The sequence below is a fragment of the Streptomyces sp. NPDC091272 genome, from assembly GCF_044757485.1.
In the GTDB taxonomy this organism is placed as follows: Bacteria; Actinomycetota; Actinomycetes; order Streptomycetales; family Streptomycetaceae; genus Streptomyces.
In genome coordinates, this window is sequence record NZ_JBIVVC010000004.1 from 183,769 (window position 1) to 203,209 (window position 19,441).

15 protein-coding genes are annotated in these 19,441 nt (G+C 73.5%); 8 read left to right on the forward strand and 7 right to left on the reverse strand.

Features of this window, described 5'->3' with window-relative positions:
• Window positions 1–74 precede the first annotated feature (74 nt).
• Window positions 75–791, forward strand: a complete 717-nt coding sequence (locus ACIQM4_RS13975) for a maleylpyruvate isomerase family mycothiol-dependent enzyme (protein ID WP_401590629.1) — start codon at window positions 75–77, stop codon at window positions 789–791.
• 187 nt (window positions 792–978) lie between these two features.
• Here ACIQM4_RS13975 and ACIQM4_RS13980 read toward each other — a convergent pair whose 3' ends face one another.
• Window positions 979–3,288, reverse strand: a complete 2,310-nt coding sequence (locus ACIQM4_RS13980) for a heavy metal translocating P-type ATPase (protein WP_401590631.1) — start codon at window positions 3,286–3,288, stop codon at window positions 979–981.
• A gap of 284 nt (window positions 3,289–3,572) precedes the next feature.
• Here ACIQM4_RS13980 and ACIQM4_RS13985 point away from each other — a divergent pair, with 284 nt between their 5' ends.
• On the forward strand, window positions 3,573–4,268 hold the full coding sequence (locus ACIQM4_RS13985; RefSeq protein WP_401590633.1) for a copper homeostasis protein CutC: 696 nt from the start codon (window positions 3,573–3,575) through the stop codon (window positions 4,266–4,268).
• 342 nt (window positions 4,269–4,610) lie between these two features.
• Here ACIQM4_RS13985 and ACIQM4_RS13990 read toward each other — a convergent pair whose 3' ends face one another.
• On the reverse strand, window positions 4,611–6,698 hold the full coding sequence (locus ACIQM4_RS13990) for a HelD family protein (protein ID WP_401590636.1): 2,088 nt from the start codon (window positions 6,696–6,698) through the stop codon (window positions 4,611–4,613).
• Window positions 6,699–7,087: 389 nt separating this feature from the next.
• Between ACIQM4_RS13990 and ACIQM4_RS13995 the strand changes: the two genes are divergently transcribed.
• Both ACIQM4_RS13995 and ACIQM4_RS14000 read left to right on the forward strand, forming a co-directional pair.
• Window positions 7,088–7,534 (forward strand): hypothetical protein, encoded by a 447-nt coding sequence (locus ACIQM4_RS13995; protein WP_401590639.1) that lies wholly within the window; start codon window positions 7,088–7,090, stop codon window positions 7,532–7,534.
• A 411-nt stretch (window positions 7,535–7,945) separates the two neighbouring features.
• A complete protein-coding gene (locus ACIQM4_RS14000; RefSeq protein WP_401590642.1) occupies window positions 7,946–9,253 on the forward strand; it encodes a glycosyltransferase 87 family protein in 1,308 nt (435 codons plus the stop codon).
• An 82-nt stretch (window positions 9,254–9,335) separates the two neighbouring features.
• On the opposite strand, the gene ACIQM4_RS14005 is transcribed toward ACIQM4_RS14000, so the two are convergent.
• Window positions 9,336–10,997 (reverse strand): DNA repair helicase XPB, encoded by a 1,662-nt coding sequence (locus tag ACIQM4_RS14005; RefSeq protein WP_401590645.1) that lies wholly within the window; start codon window positions 10,995–10,997, stop codon window positions 9,336–9,338.
• Between the two features lie 120 nt (window positions 10,998–11,117).
• Here ACIQM4_RS14005 and ACIQM4_RS14010 point away from each other — a divergent pair, with 120 nt between their 5' ends.
• Window positions 11,118–11,807: a VanZ family protein gene (locus ACIQM4_RS14010; protein WP_401590648.1), complete on the forward strand. Its 690-nt coding sequence runs from the start codon at window positions 11,118–11,120 to the stop codon at window positions 11,805–11,807.
• Between the two features lie 53 nt (window positions 11,808–11,860).
• Here ACIQM4_RS14010 and ACIQM4_RS14015 read toward each other — a convergent pair whose 3' ends face one another.
• Window positions 11,861–14,671 (reverse strand): helicase-associated domain-containing protein, encoded by a 2,811-nt coding sequence (locus ACIQM4_RS14015; protein WP_401590650.1) that lies wholly within the window; start codon window positions 14,669–14,671, stop codon window positions 11,861–11,863.
• Window positions 14,672–14,822: 151 nt separating this feature from the next.
• Here ACIQM4_RS14015 and ACIQM4_RS14020 point away from each other — a divergent pair, with 151 nt between their 5' ends.
• Window positions 14,823–15,926, forward strand: coding sequence for a hypothetical protein (locus ACIQM4_RS14020; protein ID WP_401590653.1), 1,104 nt, complete (start codon window positions 14,823–14,825; stop codon window positions 15,924–15,926).
• Window positions 15,927–16,228: 302 nt separating this feature from the next.
• Entirely contained in the window at window positions 16,229–16,942 is a 714-nt protein-coding gene (locus ACIQM4_RS14025; RefSeq protein ID WP_401590656.1) for an HAD family hydrolase, read from the forward strand.
• A gap of 136 nt (window positions 16,943–17,078) precedes the next feature.
• Here ACIQM4_RS14025 and ACIQM4_RS14030 read toward each other — a convergent pair whose 3' ends face one another.
• The gene (locus tag ACIQM4_RS14030; RefSeq protein ID WP_401590659.1) at window positions 17,079–17,345 is read right to left on the reverse strand and encodes a hypothetical protein; all 267 of its coding nucleotides are present in this window, start codon (window positions 17,343–17,345) and stop codon (window positions 17,079–17,081) included.
• Window positions 17,346–17,513: 168 nt separating this feature from the next.
• On the opposite strand from ACIQM4_RS14030, the gene ACIQM4_RS14035 reads away from it, so the two are divergent.
• Window positions 17,514–17,897 (forward strand): cold-shock protein, encoded by a 384-nt coding sequence (locus ACIQM4_RS14035; RefSeq protein ID WP_185029282.1) that lies wholly within the window; start codon window positions 17,514–17,516, stop codon window positions 17,895–17,897.
• Between the two features lie 43 nt (window positions 17,898–17,940).
• On the opposite strand, the gene ACIQM4_RS14040 is transcribed toward ACIQM4_RS14035, so the two are convergent.
• Together ACIQM4_RS14040 and ACIQM4_RS14045 are read right to left on the reverse strand one after the other, a co-directional pair.
• Entirely contained in the window at window positions 17,941–18,810 is an 870-nt protein-coding gene (locus ACIQM4_RS14040) for a 1,4-dihydroxy-6-naphthoate synthase (RefSeq protein ID WP_401590662.1), read from the reverse strand.
• On the reverse strand, window positions 18,800–19,438 hold the full coding sequence (locus ACIQM4_RS14045) for a futalosine hydrolase (protein WP_401590665.1): 639 nt from the start codon (window positions 19,436–19,438) through the stop codon (window positions 18,800–18,802). Before ACIQM4_RS14045 ends, ACIQM4_RS14040 begins: the two co-directional genes overlap by 11 nt.
• Between the last annotated feature and the right edge of the window lie 3 nt (window positions 19,439–19,441).

Here is a 19,441-nt window from a genome sequence, read left to right on the forward strand (position 1 = left end):
TCGGCCCCGGCCCTTTCCGGCCGGATCGTGCGCGGGACCTGCGTGGTCCGCGGGAGAGGCCCTAGCGTGAACGCATGGCTACAGGGATGACGACCGGTGACGGTGCAGGAGTGCGCGACCCGCGACTCCCGGAGCGCTTGCTGCTGGCCGAACGGGAGCAGTTCGTGAGGCTGTTGAGGTCGCGCGCCACCGACGACTACTTCTCGGTGCGGACCTGCTGCCCCGGGTGGACGGTGCGGCACGTGGTCGCCCACTGTGCCGCGGCGCTGGACCGGGTGCTCACCGGCCGGTGCCAGGAGGAGGGTGTCTTCTCGCCCGCGTCCAACGACCGGGACATCGCCGAACGCGCGGACTGGCCCCTCACCCGCCTGATCGACGAGCTCGACCGGGGGTTCGCCGAGGCGGGCGCGGTACTGGCGGACCGCACGGACGGCGCGCTGGACGCGATCGCACTCGGCGAGTACCTGCACTCGGGCGACGTACGCGAGGCCTGGCGGGTGGGTGGTGCGTACGGCGGCAGGAGCGTCGGGCCCGCGCTGGAGCTTCTCGCGCATCTGACGTACGTACGCAAGTCACCTGCGTTGACCGCGGAGTTGGGGGATCGCGGCACGGTGCGGCTCGGGGTGCACGAGGGTGCGGGCGAGGGGGCGGGCGAGGGGGCGGGCGAGGGGGCCGCGGTGTACGTCGGGGACGCCGCGACGCTGATGCGGCTGTACGCGAACCGCCCGCTGGCCGGATCCCGGTACGAGCTGAGCGGGGTGACGGAGGCGGAGCTGGTGTTCTTCCGGTAAGGGGGCGCGTTCGGTGAGGGGGCACGTTCGGTGAAGCGCGGGCGTGAAGGTGCATGCGTGTAAGCGTGGGCGTGCAGGTGCAAGCGCGTGCGTGAAGGTGCGGGCGTGTAAGCGCGGGCGTGCAGGTGCGGGCGCAGGGGGGGCCTCCGTGGCCTGTCCCCTCGCCCGCGCGGCGGTTGCCCGCCCCTCACACCGCCTTGAAGTTCCGTAGCCGCAGGCTGTTGCCGACCACGAAGACCGAGGAGAAGGCCATCGCCGCTCCCGCGATCATCGGGTTGAGCAGGCCCATCGCGGCCAGGGGCAGTGCGGCCACGTTGTAGGCGAAGGCCCAGAACAGGTTCGACCTGATGGTGGTCAGGGTGCGCCGTGCGAGCCGGATGGCGTCCGCGGCGGCGCGCAGGTCGCCCCGTACCAGAGTGAGGTCGCCCGCCTCGATCGCGGCGTCCGTCCCGGTGCCCATCGCCAGGCCCAGGTCGGCCTGGGCGAGCGCGGCGGCGTCGTTGACCCCGTCGCCGACCATGGCGACCGAACGGCCCTCCGCCTGAAGTGACTTGATGACGTCGACCTTGTCCTGCGGCATGACCTCGGCGATGACCCGGTCGATGCCCACCTCCGCGGCGACCGCCTCGGCGACGGCCTTGTTGTCGCCGGTCAGCAGGATGGGCGTGAGACCGAGGGCCCGCAGCCTGCGGATTGCCTCCGGGCTGGTGTCCTTGACCGCGTCGGCCACTGTGAGGACGGCGCGGGCCTCGCCGTCCCAGGCGACGGCGATTGCGGTACGGCCCGCCGCCTCGGCCTCCGCCCTGGCGCGTTCCAGGGTGGCGGGCAGGGCCATGGACCATTCGGCGAGGAGCTTGGCGCGGCCGACCAGGACGGCGTGGCCCTCGACGACGCCCTGGACGCCGAGGCCGGGGACGGATGCGAAGTCCTCGGGGGTGGGGAGCTTGCCGGTCCTCTCGACCCTCTCGACGGCGCCGGCGGCGACAGCGCGGGCAATCGGGTGCTCCGAGGAGTTCTCCAACGCACCGGCCAGGCGCAGTACTTCGTTCTCCTGGACGCCGGGGGCGGTGTGGACGGAGAGCAGCGTCATGCGGCCGGTGGTGACGGTGCCGGTCTTGTCGAGCACGACCGTGTCCACCTTGCGGGTGGATTCCAGGACCTCGGGTCCCTTGATCAGGATGCCGAGCTGGGCGCCGCGCCCGGTGCCGACCATGAGCGCGGTCGGGGTGGCCAGGCCGAGGGCGCAGGGGCAGGCGATGATCAGGACGGCGACGGCGGCGGTGAACGCGGCGGTCAGCCCCGCGCCACTGGCGAGCCAGAAGCCGAGCGTGCCGAGGGCCAGGGCGATGACGACCGGGACGAAGATTGCGGAGATCTTGTCGGCGAGGCGCTGGGCGGCGGCCTTTCCGTTCTGGGCGTCCGCCACGAGCCGGGCCATCCGGGCCAGTTGGGTGTCGGCGCCGACCCGGGTGACCTCGACGACCAGCCGGCCGCCGGCGTTGAGGGTGGCTCCGGTGACGGCGTCCCCGACGCCGACCTCCACCGGTACGGACTCGCCGGTCAGCATCGAGGCGTCGACAGCCGAAGTGCCCTCGACGACGGTGCCGTCCGTGGCGATCTTCTCCCCGGGCCGTACGAGGAAGCGGTCACCTGCCGCCAGGTCCCGGGTGGGGACGGTGACCTCTTCGCCGTCGCGCAGGACGGTGACGTCCTTGGCGCCGAGTTCGAGCAGGGCCTTCAGTGCGGCACCTGCCTTGCGCTTGGATCGGGCCTCGAAGTAGCGGCCCGCCAGGATGAACGCGGTGACACCGGCGGCGGCCTCCAGGTAGATGTTCCCGGCGCCGTCGCTGCGGGCGATCGTCAGCTCGAAGGGGTGCGTCATGCCGGGCATGCCGGCCATGCCGAAGAACAGCGCCCAGAGCGACCAGAGGAACGCCGCCGACGTGCCGACGGAGACCAGCGTGTCCATGGTCGCGGCACCGTGCCGGGCGTTGGTCCAGGCGGCGCGGTGGAAGGGCCAGGCGGCGTACGTGACGACGGGCGCGGCCAGCGTGAGGGACAGCCACTGCCAGTACTGGAACTGGAGGGCCGGGACCATCGCCATCGCCACCACGGGGACGGCGAGGACGGTGGCGGTGATCAGACGCTGTCGGAGGGAGACGAGGGCGGGATCGGCCGGCTCGGTGTCGTCCGCTGCTCGGGCCGCTCCCTCGGGAGGGCCTTCGGGCGGTACGGGAGCGGGCGCCGCGGCGGAGTAACCCGTCTTCTCGACTGTGGCGACGAGGTCGGCGACCTCGGTGTTCGCGCGGTCGTAGACGACCTTCGCCTTCTCGGTGGCGTAGTTGACGGTGGCCTCGACGCCGTCCATCCGGTTGAGCTTCTTCTCGATGCGGGCGGCGCAGGAGGCGCAGGTCATGCCGCCGATGGAGAGCTCGACGTGGGCGGGGGAGGTGGGGGTGGTGGGTGCGGGTGCTGGTGTTGGTGTGCGGGCGGGCATGGCCACTCCCCGGGGTCGGTGGGCGGGTACCCCTGGGGGGTATCCATCGGCACGTGCCATGTATACCCCTCCGGCCCATGTGAAGCAAGAGGTTCTCGGGTACCCGCAGGGGGTATTTCTGGCTCGCAGAGGCGGGCCCGAGGTGGAACGCTTCCTCGTGGGGTGGCGCGCGGGTGGTGTGTGGGTGGTGCGCGAGGGGGCCCGGGGCTCTAGTCTTGATATTGGACTAGACCTATATCTGTTGGCTGTGCCCGTGTCGGCGATGGCGAAGGAAGCGGAACCCCATGAGTGAGCGTGCAGTTCTGGAGGTGATCGCCCTCAATGCCGAGGACGCGGTCGCGGCCGAGTCCGGCGGGGCCGACCGGTTGGAGCTGGTCACGGACATGGCCGCGGACGGGCTGACACCGCCCGTCGAGACCTTCGCCGCGATCCGCGCGGCCGTGGACATTCCGCTGCGGGTGATGCTGCGGTCGGCGGACGGTTTCGCGGCGGGCGACGTGGAAGCACTGGTCAAGGACGCGCGGGCGCTGCGGTCGGAGGGGGCCGAGGAGTTCGTGCTCGGCTTCCTGGACGCGGAAGGTCACGCGGACCTGGTCGCGGTGGAGCGGCTGGTGGCGGAACTGGAGGGGTGTCGGTGGACGTTCCACCGGGCGATCGACAGGGCCGCCGACCGGGACGCGGTCCGCAAGCAGCTGGCGGACCTGCCGGGCCTGGACACGTACCTGACGGCCGGCTCGGCGGAGGGCGTCGACACGGGCCTGCCGACGCTGCTCGCGGAGGCGGAACGGGCGGGTCAGCCGGGGTACGCGGCGGAGATCCTGGTGGGCGGCGGCCTACGCCTGGAGCACCTGCCGGTGCTGCGCGCGGCGGGTGTGAACGCGTTCCACATCGGGGGGGCGGCGAGGCCGGGGGGCTGGGCGGAGGCGGTCTCCGCGTCGGCGGTGGGGGAGTGGCGCTCGGTCCTGGACGAGGCACGGTAGCCCGGGGCACGTCCTGGGGGCGCGGGGAACTGCGCGCCTGGCCACGAGGCGCCCGCATGTCCTGCACCCACGCCCGGGGGGCACCTCCTAGGGGCGCGGGGAACTGCGCGATCAGCCACGACGCGCCCGCGCGAAGGAAACGTCGCGAGAGGGGGCACGCGAAGGGTCACGCTCCGCGCGAGGGGCCGCCCCCTTGCCCACCCGTCCCGCCCCCGGGGGGCGGCCCCGCTGCCCAAGAGGGCTGGGGGTAGCGCGGGGAGGGAAGGGGCGGCCCCGCTGCCCAAGGCAGCTGGAGGTAGCGACGGAGGGGCGGCCCCGCTGCCCGAGGGAGGCCGGGGAGGGTCAGGGGTGCAAGGCCGGCGGCAGTGGTGTGTTGTGGCGGATCGTGAGGCCCGAGACCGCTCGGGTCAAGGCGACGTACAGCCTGCGCAGCCCCGTCCGCTCGTCCGGCTCCGCGGCGACGATCGCCGCCGGTTCGTCGAGTACCACGTAGTCGTACTCCAGACCCTTGGCGAGCGACGCCGGCACAAGTGTCAGCCGGGACTCGGCAGTTGTCTCCTCGCCCGGCGACAGCCACGCATGCCCCGCCGCCTCCAGCGCCTTGGCCAGTTCCGGCACGCGCGCGTCCGCCGCGATCAGCCCGATCGAGCCCTCGTGGACAAGTGCCTCCTCGCAGGCGGACACCACCGCATGCGCCAAGTCCGCCTCCTCCGGCACCCGTTCGACGGACATCGCCCCCGGGCTCTCCCGTACGGAGGAGACCGGGGCGAGCCCCGGCGACATGTGCGGCAGCAGCCGCGAGGCGTACGCGATCACGTCACGCGGCACGCGGAAGCCGGCCGTCAGTTCCTCGACCAGTGCGTCCGGCTTGCCCAGGTGGGTCAGCGCCTCCGCCCAACTCCCGGTGGCCCAGGGCGTGGTGCCCTGCGCCAGGTCACCGAGCACCGTCGCGGAGCCGGTACTGCACCTGCGCCCCACCGCCCGGTACTGCATCGGTGAGAGGTCCTGTGCCTCGTCGACCACGACATGGCCGAGCGAGTGCGTACGTGCGACGAGGTCGCGGGCCTCGTCGATCAGCACGGCGTCCGCCGCCGACCACTTTGCCGACCTCGGCGAACGGGCGGGCCTCGCCCAGACGACGGCGGCCTGCTCTGCGTCGCTCAGCAGCCCCGCCGCGTGCTCGGCGAGGAAGGCGGGATCGGCGAGCAGTCGCAGGACGAGCTTCGCCGGGTCGACCTGCGGCCAGATCGCCTTGACGGCCGCCTTCACGGCCGGGTTGCGAGCCACCGCGTCCTGCACGCGGTCGTCCGGTGCCTCGCCCGACTCCTCCATCCGTACCAGGATCTGGTGCGCGATGCGCTGCGGCAGGGCCTCGCGGGCGGCGCCGTACCGGATGTCCCGGGCGAGCAACTCCTCGACGAGAGACTCAAGTTCGTACGCCGCGACCCGCCAGCGCCGGGAGCCCCGTACGACCATCAGCGGCTCGGTCGGCATCGTCACGTGCGAGCGGACGGCGCGGCGCAGCACCTCCGCCATCCGGGCGTCGCCCTTGATGACGGCCGCCGCGGCCCCGTCCGTGCCGCGGATCTCGATGCCCGCGCCGTCCCCCGACGTGACGAGGTCGTCGACCGTCGCCTGCTTGACCTCCAACTCGCCCAGTGCGGGGAGAACTTGCTCGATGTAGTGCAGGAAGGACCTGTTGGGGCCGATGACGAGGGTGCCGGTACGGGCCAGCCGCTCGCGGTGCGCGTAGAGGAGATAGGCGACCCGGTGCAGGCCGACGGCGGTCTTACCGGTACCCGGACCTCCCTGGACGCAGACGGAGCCGGAGAGGCCGGCGCGCACGATCTCGTCCTGCTCGGGCTGGATCGTCGCGACGATGTCCCGCATCGGGCCGACGCGGGGGCGCTCGATCTCCGCCTGGAGCAGCTTGCTGGTCTGCTCGGTCTCCGAGGCGTCGGAGAGGTGCTCGTCCTCGTACGCGGTGAGTTCGCCCGCGGTGTAGCCGAACCTGCGGCGCAGGCCGACGTCCTGCGGGTCCTTCTTGGAGGCGCGGTAGAAGGGCTGGGAGACGGGGGCGCGCCAGTCGATGACCATGGGGTCGCCCTCGGCGTCGTGGACGTGCCGGCGGCCGATGTAGAAGCGTTCACCGGCGCTCCCCTCGGCCTGGTCGGCGCCGACGACGTGCAGGTAGTCCAGGCGGCCGAAGAACAGCGGGGTGTGCGAGAGGTCCGCGAGCGCCTTGATGCGGTCCTCGATCTGGGCGGTGAGGACGACGGCGTTGACCCAGTTCGCGGTGACGTCCGTGATGTCCAGGTTCTCGACGTCCTCGCGCATCGCGCGCAGGGCGGAGCGGGACGCGGAAAGGTGGGCGCGTTCCCGGGAGAGGGGGTCGGCGGGGGACGCGGGATCGATGTCGTGCGCGGGCACGGTGGGGCCTCCGGCTGGCTGCGGGGGCCGGGCGGCCGGGTTCCTTGCGGCGTCCTGGGTCCTGGCGCGGGGCGAGGACCGGGACGGCCGGGTGTGCGGCTCGGCTCGGCGGGAGTCACGTCTTGGATGCCGGCCGGTTTCCGTCCGGACGGCGCGCTCCACGGGAGGGAGGCGGGCAGACGGGCGATTGTAGCGGCGGGGGAGGGGGGTGGCGAATGGTTATCGGGGCGTGGGAGAGCGAACGGGGCCGGGGGTGAGTCGTCGGTGGGTCCCGTAAGACCAGGGGTTGAGTTTCGGGGGGCGGCTCAGCCTGCGGGTGGAGGACGACGGTGACCTGGTTCAACCCGGGGTCCGATGTGCGGAGGAGGGGTGAGAGCGACGATGGATGCATGAGTACAGCGACGTTCACCCCAGGTGCAGCAGCAGGAATGGCAGGAGTCCGCGCCGCGGACCACGGGCACTCCGGTGCCACCGCGATCTCGGACAAACCGCACCGCGTCTCCCGCGCGCTCCGGGCGGTCCGGATCTTCGCGGGGGTGGCGGTCGGGGTGGTCCTGCTCGGCGACTACGCGGAGGAGTGGAAGGAGGACGTGCGGCCCGCTGACGACCCTGGGAGCGGGACCCGTACGAATCACGGGACGGAGCACGGGAGCGGGACCCGTACGAATCACGGGGCGGAGCACGGGAGCGGGACCCGTACGAATCACGGGGCGGAGCACGGGAGCGGGACCCGTACGAAGCACGCGTCGGGCCCCCGGGCGATGATCCCGGGCCCCAAGGACTGGCGACACGAGCGTGACGCGTGGGCGTCCGGCCGGATGAGCGGCGACCGCTGAGCGTGCCGGGTGCCGCCGGAGGCGGTGTCCGCCGCTCAGGCAGACGGGGTCAGCGGTCGCCGCCCGCTGTGGCCACCCTGGGCGTCCCGGCCCGAAGTGCCCGTCCTGCCACCTTGGGCGTTTCTGCCCGCCCTGCCGCCCCTGGCGTGCCTGCCACCGTGGCGCGTGCCCTGCCCGCCGTGGCCACCCTGGGCGTGCCTGCCCCGCCATGCCCGCCCTGCCGCCCTGAGCGTGCCTGCCCGCCCATCCGCGCCGCCGCCGCCCCGGGCGTGGAAGTCTCGCGGGGCCCGGATCGTGCCCTCGGCAATCGCCGATCGTGCCCCCGGCAATCGCCCTTTTCGGCGTCGCCGATGCGTACCTCCGTTCCCACGCGCGTGGTTCTGCGGGCTCGCGCCTCATAGTCTTGCCGTCGTGACGACTGACCGGACCGAAAATGCCCGCGCCGCCACCGCCCGCGTGAGCTCCCGCCGCCCCGCGCAAGGGGGGCCCCGTGCGGTCCACCCGCGTGCCCTGCTCGCCGCCCGGGTGCTGCTGGTTGTTTCGCTGGCCGCGCTCACCACCCTCTTCGTGGTGGCACGCATCCCGCTGGGCGACACCCTCGTCTACCGGGCCGAGGGACAGGCCGTCGTCAACGGCACGAGTCTCTACGACTTCGTGACGACGGAGTGGAAGCTGCCCGCCACCTATCCGCCGTTCGCGGCGATCCTCTTCGTGCCGACGACCTGGCTGCCGGTCACCGCCATGAAGATCTGCTTCTTCGTCGGGAACCTGGCCCTGCTCGCCCTCCTGGTGCGGCTGTCCTGGCGGTTCGCCAAGCTGCCGAGGCGGCCCGAGCTGATCACCGCCGCGACCGCCTTCGCGATCTGGCTGGAGCCGGTCTTCCAGACGTTCGTGTTCGGGCAGATCAACCTCGCCCTGGCGTGCCTGGTGCTGTGGGACCTCACCCGGCCCAAGGGCTCCCTCGGCAAGGGTGTCGCGCTCGGCGTCGCCGCCGGCATCAAGCTCACCCCGGCGATCTTCATCGTCCATCTGCTGGTCACCGGCAAGGTGCGGAACGGGCTGACCGCCCTCGCCTCCTTCGTCGCCACCGTCCTGTTCGGCATCCTCGTGCTGCCCGCCGCGAGCCTCGACTTCTGGACCCGGCGGATGTTCGAGACCGGCCGGGTCGGCAAGGTGTGGATCGTCGACAACCAGTCCCTGCAGGGGCTGCTTGCGCGCGGGCTGCACACCATGGAACCGGGGGTGGTGTGGTTCGGGTGCGCCGCCGTCGTCGGACTCGCCGGGCTGTGGATCGCCCGCCGGGCGGTGCGCGCGGGCATGCCGGAGTGGAGCATCGTGGCCGTCGCGGTCACCATGGTGCTGGTCTCACCGATCAGCTGGTCGCACCACTGGGTGTGGTGCGTGCCCCTGCTCGCCCTGCTGCTGGCCGAGCGCCGCTTCCGTACGGTCGCCGTGGTCGCGTTCCTCTTCACCTGCCGCAGCTTCTGGGTCATCCCGCACAAGGGCGACCTCGACGTCCAGCTGCCGTGGTGGCAGCAGCCGGCGCTGTCGCCGTACCCGATGGTCGGGCTGGTGCTGCTGGGCTGGCTGGCGTGGCGGCTGCGGGACGGCCGGACGGTGGCCGACGGCGCCGCACCGCCGGCCACGGGCGAGCCGGTCCGCCGCTCGATGCCGGAACCGCGCAAGCGGACACCGTCGGAGTCCCGCTCCGAGAACTGAGCGGGGCCGGGCCGGGGCAGCCCCGTACGAGGCCATCCGTACGAGCTCCGGCGCGCCGCGCCCGCCGTCCCCCCGCTCCCCGCTACGCCGACTGCGGTCCCTGCTCCTCCGCCAGCAGGTCGTCCGCGTCCACGATCCGGTACGCGTAACCCTGCTCCGCGAGGAAGCGCTGGCGGTGTGCCGCGAAGTCCTGGTCGATGGTGTCGCGCGCCACCACCGAGTAGAAGCGGGCCTCGTGCCCGTCGGCCTTCGGGCGCAGCACCCGGCCGAGCCGCTGTGCCTCCTCCTGCCGCGAGCCGAACGTGCCCGACACCTGGATGGCGACCGTCGCCTCCGGCAGGTCGATCGAGAAGTTGGCGACCTTGGAGACCACCAGCACGCTCAGCTCGCCCGTGCGGAACGCGTCGAAGAGCTTCTCGCGCTGGGCGTTCGACGTCTCGCCCTTGATGACGGGCGCGTCCAGGTGCTCGCCCAGCTCGTCGAGCTGGTCGATGTACTGGCCGATGACGAGGGTCTGTTCGCCCTTGTGCTTGGCGACCAGTGCCTCCGTCACCTTGCGCTTGGTCGCCGTCGTCGCGCAGAAGCGGTACTTCTCCTCCGCCTCGGCCGTCGCGTAGGCGAGCCGCTCGGAGTCGGTCAGGTTGACCCGTACCTCCACACAGTCCGCCGGGGCGATGTAGCCCTGCGCCTCGATCTCCTTCCACGGGGCGTCGAAGCGCTTGGGCCCGATGAGTGAGAAGACGTCCGACTCGCGGCCGTCCTCCCGTACGAGCGTGGCGGTCAGACCCAGCCGGCGGCGGGCCTGGAGGTCGGCGGTGAACTTGAAGACCGGCGCGGGCAGCAGATGCACCTCGTCGTAGATGACCAGGCCCCAGTCGCGCGAGTCGAACAGCTCCAGGTGCGGGTAGACGCCCTTGCGGCGGGTCGTCAGTACCTGGTAGGTCGCGATGGTGACCGGCCGGATCTCCTTGCGGGTACCGCTGTACTCGCCGATCTCGTCCTCGGTCAGGGAGGTCCGCTTGACCAGCTCGTGCTTCCACTGGCGGGCCGAGACGGTGTTGGTGACGAGGATGAGGGTGGTGGCCTTCGCCTCGGCCATCGCACCCGCCCCGACCAGGGTCTTGCCCGCGCCGCAGGGCAGCACGACGACGCCCGAGCCGCCGTGCCAGAAGCCCTCCACCGCCTGCTTCTGGTACGGGCGCAGCGACCAGCCGTCCTCGGCCAGCTCGATCGGGTGCGCCTCGCCGTCCACGTACCCCGCGAGGTCCTCGGCGGGCCAGCCCAGCTTCAGCAGCGTCTGCTTGATCTGACCGCGCTCGGAGGGGTGCACGGCGACCGTGTCCGGGTCGAGCCGGGCGCCGACCAGCGGCTGCACCTTCTTGGAACGGAGGATCTCCTCCAGGACCGGGCGGTCGGTGGAGGTCAGCACCAGGCCGTGCACCGGGTGCTTGGAGAGGGTGAGCCGCCCGTACCTGGCCATCGTCTCGGCGACGTCCACCAGCAGCGCGTGCGGCACCGGGTAGCGCGAGAACTCGACGAGCGCGTCGACGACCTGCTCGGCGTCGTGGCCCGCGGCCCGCGCGTTCCACAGGCCCAGCGGGGTCAGCCGGTAGGTGTGGATGTGCTCGGGCGCACGCTCCAGCTCCGCGAACGGCGCGATGGCACGACGGCAGGCGTCAGCCCGGTCGTGGTCGACTTCGAGGAGGAGCGTTTTGTCGCTCTGGACGATGAGGGGTCCGTTCAACGCCGTGAGTCCTTCCGCGTGCGGTCAAACCTCCAGTGTGCCGTACGCGCGCAAGCGCACCCGGTGAGTGCCGGGTGACGGCCGGGTGAGTACGGCGGTTCAGGGGGTAAGCGACACGCCATGACAGCCGAACGCAACGCCACGAGCGAAGAGCAACCGCGTCCGTTGTGGACCTGGGTCCTGCTGCGTGGGGCCCTGATCGTGCTGGCGTTCCTGGTGCTGGTCGCCTTCTCCGTCGTCCTGGCGAAGCTGACGCTGGAGCCGTCGCCCGCATCCGAGGGGCTCGTGCACAGCAATCTGAAACCCGGGGACTCGCTGCGGCAGTACGCGCAGGACTACAGCTTCCTCGCCGCGTGCAAGCAGGTCGGCGGGAACGTCCTGCTCGGCGTGCCGTTCGGCGTGCTGCTGCCGGTCCTGGGGGCCAGGCGCTGGCGGTTCGTGCGGATGCTGCTGATGACGGTCGTGGTGATCGTGCTGGTGGAGCTGGCGCAGGGGGCGATCGTCACCGGGCGGGCCTTCGACGTCGACGACGTGATCATGAACACCGCAGGCGCGCTGATCGGCTACCTGGTGCTGGGGCGGCGGCTGGGACGCGTGGTGCACCGGAAGCGGTACCGGGAGGTGCCGGCGGTGGAGCCCGTGGAGCCCGCGGCCGACCCGGAGCCGGTGCACGCCGGCGGGCGTACCTCGGACCCGCTGACGGCGCCCACGAGCAAGCCCCGGCCGGGACTGAAGCAGCGACTGGCCACGAAGTGGGCGGCGCGGCCGGGCGCGGCGCCGGACGCGCTGGGCCCCGTACCGAAGAAGTAGCCCTCGGCCCCGTACCGATGAAGTAGCGGACAGTGTGGGGGCGGGCGGGCGGGCTAGGCGGGGTCGTCCGCCAGTTCCGCCACTCCCGTGATCCGGTGCAGGGGGTACGTCTTCACCTGGTCCGCCGTGTGGTCGTAGGCGGTGACGAAGCCGCCCTCCACCCGGACCGGGGCGATGACGCGCTGACTCGCCGCCCCGTCCGCGTTGACGTAGCCGATCCAGAGCGCGGAGCCGGTCATGGCGGCGGCCTGGACGGTGGCGAGGGTCTCGGCGGACGACGTACGGGGAAGCGCGCCGGGCACCGCTGCCCCGGCCTCGCCCGAGGCAGGACCGGACGCGGAGGCGGAAGCGAACGCGACGGGTTTGCGTACGGCGTTCGCGGCCATGTCGCCCGCGCGGATCGCGTGCAGCGCCGCACCGAGGAGGGTCTCGTCGGGTACGTGCGGTCCCTCCGGCACCGGCGCCGGTGCGGTGCGCGCCGGGGTGCGGTGCGCGTCCGCCCGCGTGATCAGTACGTCCCCGGCCGCCGACTCCGCGGCGGGCGCGAAGCCCATCGAACGCAGCCCGTCCAGGAGCGTGGCCGGGTCGGTGCGGGCGGCCAGCACCGTGGGGGCGAGCCGGCGCAGGCCGAGGCCGGCGGAGCGCTTGTCGGCGAGGATCTCACCGAGTACGGCGTCGTCGTCGCAGCGCACGTAGGCGGTGGCCGCGCCCACCCGGAGGTGCCCGTGCCGCCTGGCCACGTCGTCGATCAGATAGCTGAGCGGCTGGGGGACCGGGGTGCGGCTGTGTGCCGAGAGGAAGGCGTGCAGGTCGGCTGCCGCCTGCCCGGAGTCCAGTGCCCGGCGCACCGAACCGGGCGTGAACCGGTAGACCGTCGCGCCGCCCCTGCTCTCCACGTCGGCGAGCACCGAGAGCATCGCGGCGAGGGGCCGCTGGAGGGGGCCGGGGGCGACGGCGGTCAGGTCGGCCTGGAGGAGCACGTGGTCGAGGGGCTCGGGGATGAGCGGCGCGAGCAGGACGGCGGCCCGCAACGCGGCCGCGGCCGCCTCGGACTCGGTGGGGGCCTGGGCAACCGAGGGCGGGTGCGGGGTACCGGACTCGGTGGGCGCGTTCGGGACGGCGGTGGGCGAGTTCCATGCGGTCGTCGGGGTACCGGCCTCGGCGGGTGAACTCCCCGTGATCGTCGTGGTGCCGGCCTCGGTGGGTGAACCCCCCGTGGTCGTCGTGGTGCCGGCCGGACCCGGCGCCGGCAGGCTCGCCAGTGCCCGGCCGTGTGCCGACAGCGCGCCGCGGCCCGTGACGCCCAGCTGTTCCGCCTCGGCCAGGGTCCACAGCGCCACGCGGGTCCGGAGTTCACCGGTGGCGCCCCGCTGGGGGCGCTCCCAGTGGAGCCGGGCCAGTACGGATTCCGGGTCGGGGGCGGTGCCTTCCGGCAGGTCCGCGAGCAGCGCCAGCACCCGGCGGCGCACCTCGGGGGCCGAGGAGCGGTCCAGGTCCGGGCCGAGCGCGGACAGCGTGCGCCCCTTGGCGTCCTGGCTGCCGATCAGCCCCGCCGTGCGGGTGCCGCGCAGCCAGGTGGCGGCGAGGCGGGACCAGCGGTCCTGCGGCGGCAGGTCCAGCCACTCGTCGTACGCGGGCGTGGGGGCGTACCGCTCGTCCGCCTCGCCGTCGGATGCCAGCAGCCCGGCCGCGTACGCGAGTTCGAGCCAGAACGCGGCCGTCGGCTCGGGCAGGTCCATCGCCGCCGCCGTGCGCTTGAGGTCGCGCACGCTCAGGCCGCCGGAACGCAGTACCGCGGGGCCGCCCCTGTCCCACTCCTTGAGCAGGTCCTCGACCGTCGACAGCGCCGTGAACGCCTGTCCCGCCGCCGTCAGGTCGACCATCTTCTGCGCGTGCGCGGAGGCGGTGACCAGCTGCGGAGGGGACGGTTCGGTGGTGTGGTGGGTGCGTCCCGCGCGCAGGTGCAGGGCGGCTTCCCTGGGCAGTACGACCGTGCGCGCGCTGGTCGGCAGCAGCAGACCGTGGTCGCGCAGCCAGCGCACCGGCGGCGTCGGGTCCGAGCTGACCTCGCCGTACGGCGGCCCCCAGACGAGCCGGTCGAGCACGGTCAGCGCCTCGGACGGCGCGTGGTCGAGCAGCGCGTCCATCCGGGACCGGTCGGTGAAGAGCGAGGTCAGCGCGTGCACCGCCGACACCGGGTCGTGCGTGGTGGACAGTCCGACCGCCGCCAGGATGCCCTGCAGCCTGGTCGGCGACATCCCGGTGGTCGCCTCGGCGACGGTCGGGCCGAGGCCGGTGGGGGAGGGGTGCGTGGCGGAAGGCGCGAGGAGTTCGCGCGCGGTGCGCACGAGGCGGAGCCGGTCGTCCGCGCCCCAGACCAGGGCCTGTTCGCGCAGCACCCGGACGGCGTCCGGCAGCGCGGCCTCGGTGGCGGGGGCGCCCTCGTCACCGGTCATCAGGGCGCGCAGCATGTCGTACGTAGCCGGGTCGGGAGCCACGGCGAGGGCCTCGGCGGTCTGCAGTGCGAACTTGTCGAGCCGCTCCAGGGCGCGCACCACGGAGGCCCTGGTGCCGGCCCGGGTGGCCAGCAGGCCCACGTCCCCCGGCACCGGCGAGAGCAGGTCGGGCCGGGCCCGCAGCAGCGCGGCCAGCGAGCTGTCGTCCCGGGTGCGCAGGTCCTCGGCGAGGGTTCGCGGGGGCGCGGCGGCACCGGATGCGGGGGCGGTGGCACCGGGCGTGCCGGTGCGCGGCGTGGCGGTGCCGTACGGGCCGGTCGGGCCGTCGGTCGTGGTCCCGGCAGTCGTCCCACCGGTGGTGTTTCCTTCGGGCACGTGCGCCTCCAGGTCGCGCTCGCTGGTCCCCATCCGCCCCACGTTAGCCCCTGCACGGGCCCCGGCCCGGCGGCAGGCGCTAACGTCGGTGCGGTGCCGGTCGGCAACTGCGCGTAGCCGGAGTGCACTTGTGGGGTACGAGAGCCGGGACGCAACGGCACAGCACACGCAGGGGACGGACGTCGTGGGTATCGAGAGCGACCAACTGGTGTTCGACTATCTGAGCCGGGTCGGCGACCTGGCCCAGCAGCACCAGCTGAACTCCGGCGACCGCATGCGCCTGGTGGCCGCGCTGCGCGGCGAGATCGACCGGCAGCGGTCGAAGGCGATCGGCGGCCCGGACAGCGCGGCCACCGTGCAGCGCATCCTCGGTCGGCTCGGCACGCCGGACGAGGTCGTCGAGGCTGCGGGCGGCGGGGGCGTCGAGGCGGTGCTGTCCTCGCGCACGTCACGGAGGGTCCCCCGGCAGCGGCGCACCGAACCGGACCCGGGCACGGCGCGCGGCCGGGAGCCGGAGCGGGAGCGGGGCCCCGAGGCCCCCGTCGGCTTCGAGAAGGAGCCCCGGGGGCGGCCGGGCAAGGAGTCGTGGCCGCTCTCCGGGCCGTCCGCCCCGCACCTCGCCGGCCGCGACGAACTCGGTGACGGCGAGGCCGACTGGTGGCGCACCGAACCAGGCCCCTTCGGCGGCCTCGGCACCTCCGTACCCGGCTTCACCGGCGGCGTGGAGATCCCCGAGATACTCAAGCCCCCGCCGGAGGACGACGAGAACGAGGACGAGGACCGGGACGAGGATGAGGAAGAGGAAGAGGGGGATTACGAGGACGAGGACGGCGGGCGCCCGGCCGGGGGCCGCCGGCTGTGGCGCCGGCTGCGCGGTCGGCCCCGGGCGGCCGTGGTCGAGGCCGAGGTCGTGGCGGCGCCGGTACGCGCGGCGTTCATCCCGCGCGGCAGTCCGTTCCTGCTCCTGGCGGCCGTGCTGCTGATCACGGGGGCCGTACTGGGCAATGTGCTGGTTCTCGGCGGCGGCTGGTTCCTGGCGTACTTCTCCCGCAGGCTCAGCCGCACCGAGGCCAAGTGGGCCGTCCTCGGGCTGCCGGGCCTGGTCGCGGTCGGCGGGGTGGTCTGGCTGTGGGGGCGTACGGACGGACGCTGGGGCCCGCCGCTGTCCACGCAGGTCGAGGGCGCGCTCAACGACGCGATCATCGGCCTCTGGCCGGTCCTGCTGCGTACGGCGGCCGTCGTCACGGCGCTCTACCTGGTGTGGCGGGCCCGCAGGCTCGGCCGGTAACCCCGCCGCGCGAGGCAGCGTGCCGTACGAGCAGTAGCCGGGGCGCCCGCCCGGGAACGGCCAGATCCGGCCAATGATCGTCCGGGCCCCGTCCGGCCAGGACCACCCGGCGGGACGGCCCGCGGGAGTCGACAGGAGGGCCGGCGGGACGGCCCGGGGGAGTCGACAGGAGGGCCGGCGGGACGGCCCCGGGTGGAGTCGACGGGAGGGCCGGCGGGGCGTCCGGCGCGTGGGTGTCCGCGGTCGGGCGGGTGCTCGGACGGGCCTTCGGCGGCCCCGGCGGTCCCTGCACAATGGCAGTCATGACCACCACCGAATCCCTCGTCCCCGGCCTCGCCGTCGGCTTCGACCTCGACATGACCCTGATCGACTCGCGGCCCGGCATCCGCGCCGCCTACCAGCAGCTCTCCGCCGAGACCGGGGTGCCGATCGACGCCGACCTGGTCGTCACCCGGCTCGGCCCGCCGCTGGAGGACGAGATCGCCAACTGGTTCCCCGCGGACCGGGTCGAGGAGGCCGCGGACCGCTACCGCGCGCTGTACCCCACGTACGCGATCGAGCCCACCACCGCGCTGCCCGGCGCCCGCGAGGCACTGGAGGCGGTACGGGCCGCGGGCGGGCGGACCGTCGTCGTCACCGGCAAGTGGGAGCCCAACGCCAAGCTCCACCTCGCGCACCTGGGCCTGGACGTGGACGCCGTCGTCGGCAACGTGTGGGCGGAGGGCAAGGCGCTCGCCCTGCGCGAGCACGGGGCGAGCGTCTACGTGGGGGACCACCTCGGCGACGTGCGGGGCGCACGCGCGGCAGACGCGCTCTCGGTCGCGGTGACCACGGGCCCCTACGGTGCGCAGGCGCTGCGGGAGGCGGGCGCGGACGTGGTTCTGGCGGACCTGACCGGCTTCCCCGGCTGGCTCGCCGACCACTGCGCGGCGGCGGCCGCCGCCCAGGAGCCCGTGGACGCCTCTGCCGACGAGGCCGACGCCGACGAGGCCGAGAGCGCGAGCGCCCGCGCCTGACACCCGCCGGTCACAGGCGCGAGCGCCCGCGCCTGACACCCGCCGGTCACAGGCCGCTCCCCGGGCCACCGGCCCTCGCCGGCGGCCCCGCGGCACCCCTCCGTAACGTCCCTCGCCGACGCCCCCGCCGAGTCCCTCAGCCGCGTCCCCGCGGGGCGGCCGCCGCCCGCTGCGCCGCGATCGAGCGCAGCACGCCCGCCGCCGCGATCACGAATCCGACGCCCATCAGCATGCACACCGCGTACGCCACCGAAGGGAACGGCTCGGTCTTCAGGAACAGCGGGGCCACCGTGACCAGGGTGGCTACCGCGCCGACGAAGAAGACGACGGCACCGACGCGAACCAGCCGATCGCCGGCGTCACTGTCTTTCGCGGACCGTGCCGCGGGGGTTTCATAGCTCACCCGGCAAGGGTAGTTCCCAGCCCTGACGAAGCTTCCGGCGACTCTTGTCAGCGGCGTACAGAGCATTAGCCTGGTGAGTGGCGGGTCGACGGTGACCCGCTGTAGTGCTATCCGGGGCCGTTTTCGCGGCTTCCCCGGACCCGACGAGTACGAGGACGAGGACAGACGGTGCCTACCGGCAAGGTCAAGTGGTTCAACGGCGAAAAGGGCTTCGGCTTCCTCTCGCGCGACGACGGCGGCGACGTCTTCGTCCACTCCTCGGTGCTCCCGGCCGGTGTCGAGAGTCTCAAGCCCGGCCAGCGCGTCGAGTTCGGTGTCGTCGCGGGCCAGCGTGGTGACCAGGCCCTGTCCGTGACGGTCCTCGACCCGGCTCCCTCGGTGGCCGCGGCGCAGCGCCGCAAGCCCGACGAACTCGCGTCGATCGTGCAGGACCTGACGACGCTCCTGGAGAACATCACCCCGCAGTTGGAGCGGGGCCGCTACCCCGACAAGGCGGCGGGCGCGAAGATCGCGGGTCTGCTGCGGGCGGTGGCGGACCAGCTCGACGTGTAGCCGGGCCGGCCCGCGCCGGCCCGCGCGGTGAACCCCTGCCGCGCTACGGGAAACTCAGCGCGTCACGGCCGAGGGGCGGTACGAGCCCCTCGGCCGCCGCGCGTTCCAGGAGCCCGCGCACCGCCGCGTACCCGTCCGCGCCGAGGTCGGCGGTGAACTCGTTGACGTAGAGACCGATGTGCTGGTCGGCGACGGCCGGGTCCATCTCCTGCGCATGGGCGGTGACGTACGGGCGGGAGGCCTCCGGCTCGTCCCACGCCATGCGCACCGAGGTCCGCGCCGCCTCGGCGAGCTCCCGCAGCCGCGCCTCGCCCAGCGAACGCCTGGCGATGATCGCGCCGAGCGGGATGGGCAGCCCGGTGGTGGCCTCCCAGTGCTCGCCCATGTCGGCGAGCTTGTGCAGCCCGTAGTCCTGGTAGGTGAACCGCGCCTCGTGGATGACCAGGCCCGCGTCCACCCGGCCGTCCCGCACGGCGGGCATGATCTGGTCGAACGGCAGGACGACGATCTCGCCGACCTCGCCCGGCAGGACGTCGGCCGCCCAGAGCCGGAACAGCAGGTAGGCGGTCGAGCGCTCGCTCGGCACCGCGACCGTCTTCCCGGTCAGGTCGCCGCCCGGCTCACGGGTGAGCACGAGCGGCCCGCAGCCCCGGCCGAGCGCCCCGCCGCAGGGCAGCAGCGCGTACTCCTCCAGGACCCACGGCAGCACGGCGTACGACACCTTCAGTACGTCGAGCTCGCCGCGCTCGGCCATGCCGTTGGTGATGTCGATGTCCGCGAAGGTGACGTCGAGCTCCGGCGCTCCCGGCACCCGGCCGTGCGCCCACGCGTCGAAGACGAAGGTGTCGTTGGGGCAGGGCGAGAAAGCGATCTTCAGCTGTGCCGTTTCGGTGGCTGCCGTGTCAGTGGTCATACGGTGTCCAACTCTCGGTTACGGGCCTGAGCTTCCCGAACGCGTCGCCCAGCGCGGTCAGCGCGTCCCCGATCCGCCAGGCGTCGCGCTCGCGCGGGCCCACGGCGTTGGAGACGGCACGGATTTCGAGCACCGGCAGCCCGAACAGGGCGGCGGCCTCCGCCACCCCGAAGCCTTCCATCGCCTCGGCCGCGGCATGCGGGTGCCTGGCGCGCAGTTCGGCGGCGCGGGCGGCGCTGCCGGTCACGGTGGAGACGGTGAGGACGGTACCGACGGCGGCGCCGGCGGCCCGCGCCGCGTGCCGTACGAGGGCGGCGGGCGGCAGGTGTTCCACGGTCCCGAAGCCGAGCCCGGTGACCGGTACGTACCCCTCGGCGGTCTCGGCGCCCAGGTCGGCGGCGACGATCGCGTCCGCGACGACCACGGAGCCGACGGGCGCGACGCCGGCGAACCCGCCGCCGATCCCGGCGGAGACCACCAGGTCGTACGGGGCGGTGGCCAGGGCGCGGGCGGTGGCCGCGGCGGCGGCCGCGGGACCGACCCCGCCGGCGATCACGTCGTACCCCCCGGACGCACGCGTGACCGCGTCCCGCTCAGCGGGTACCGCGGTCACGACGAGGACATTCACGGG

Excerpts from the sequence above, each read along its gene's own strand:
- ACIQM4_RS13995 (WP_401590639.1), top strand. The coding sequence starts at position 7,088 with ATGAGTACAGCGACGTTCACCCCAGGTGCAGCAGCAGGAATGGCAGGA.
- ACIQM4_RS14040 (WP_401590662.1), bottom strand. The coding sequence starts at position 18,810 with ATGACCACTGACACGGCAGCCACCGAAACGGCACAGCTGAAGATCGCT.
- ACIQM4_RS13980 (WP_401590631.1), bottom strand. The coding sequence starts at position 3,288 with ATGCCCGCCCGCACACCAACACCAGCACCCGCACCCACCACCCCCACC.
- ACIQM4_RS14025 (WP_401590656.1), top strand. The coding sequence starts at position 16,229 with ATGACCACCACCGAATCCCTCGTCCCCGGCCTCGCCGTCGGCTTCGAC.
- ACIQM4_RS14010 (WP_401590648.1), top strand. The coding sequence starts at position 11,118 with ATGACAGCCGAACGCAACGCCACGAGCGAAGAGCAACCGCGTCCGTTG.
- ACIQM4_RS14015 (WP_401590650.1), bottom strand. The coding sequence starts at position 14,671 with ATGGGGACCAGCGAGCGCGACCTGGAGGCGCACGTGCCCGAAGGAAAC.
- ACIQM4_RS13985 (WP_401590633.1), top strand. The coding sequence starts at position 3,573 with ATGAGTGAGCGTGCAGTTCTGGAGGTGATCGCCCTCAATGCCGAGGAC.
- ACIQM4_RS13975 (WP_401590629.1), top strand. The coding sequence starts at position 75 with ATGGCTACAGGGATGACGACCGGTGACGGTGCAGGAGTGCGCGACCCG.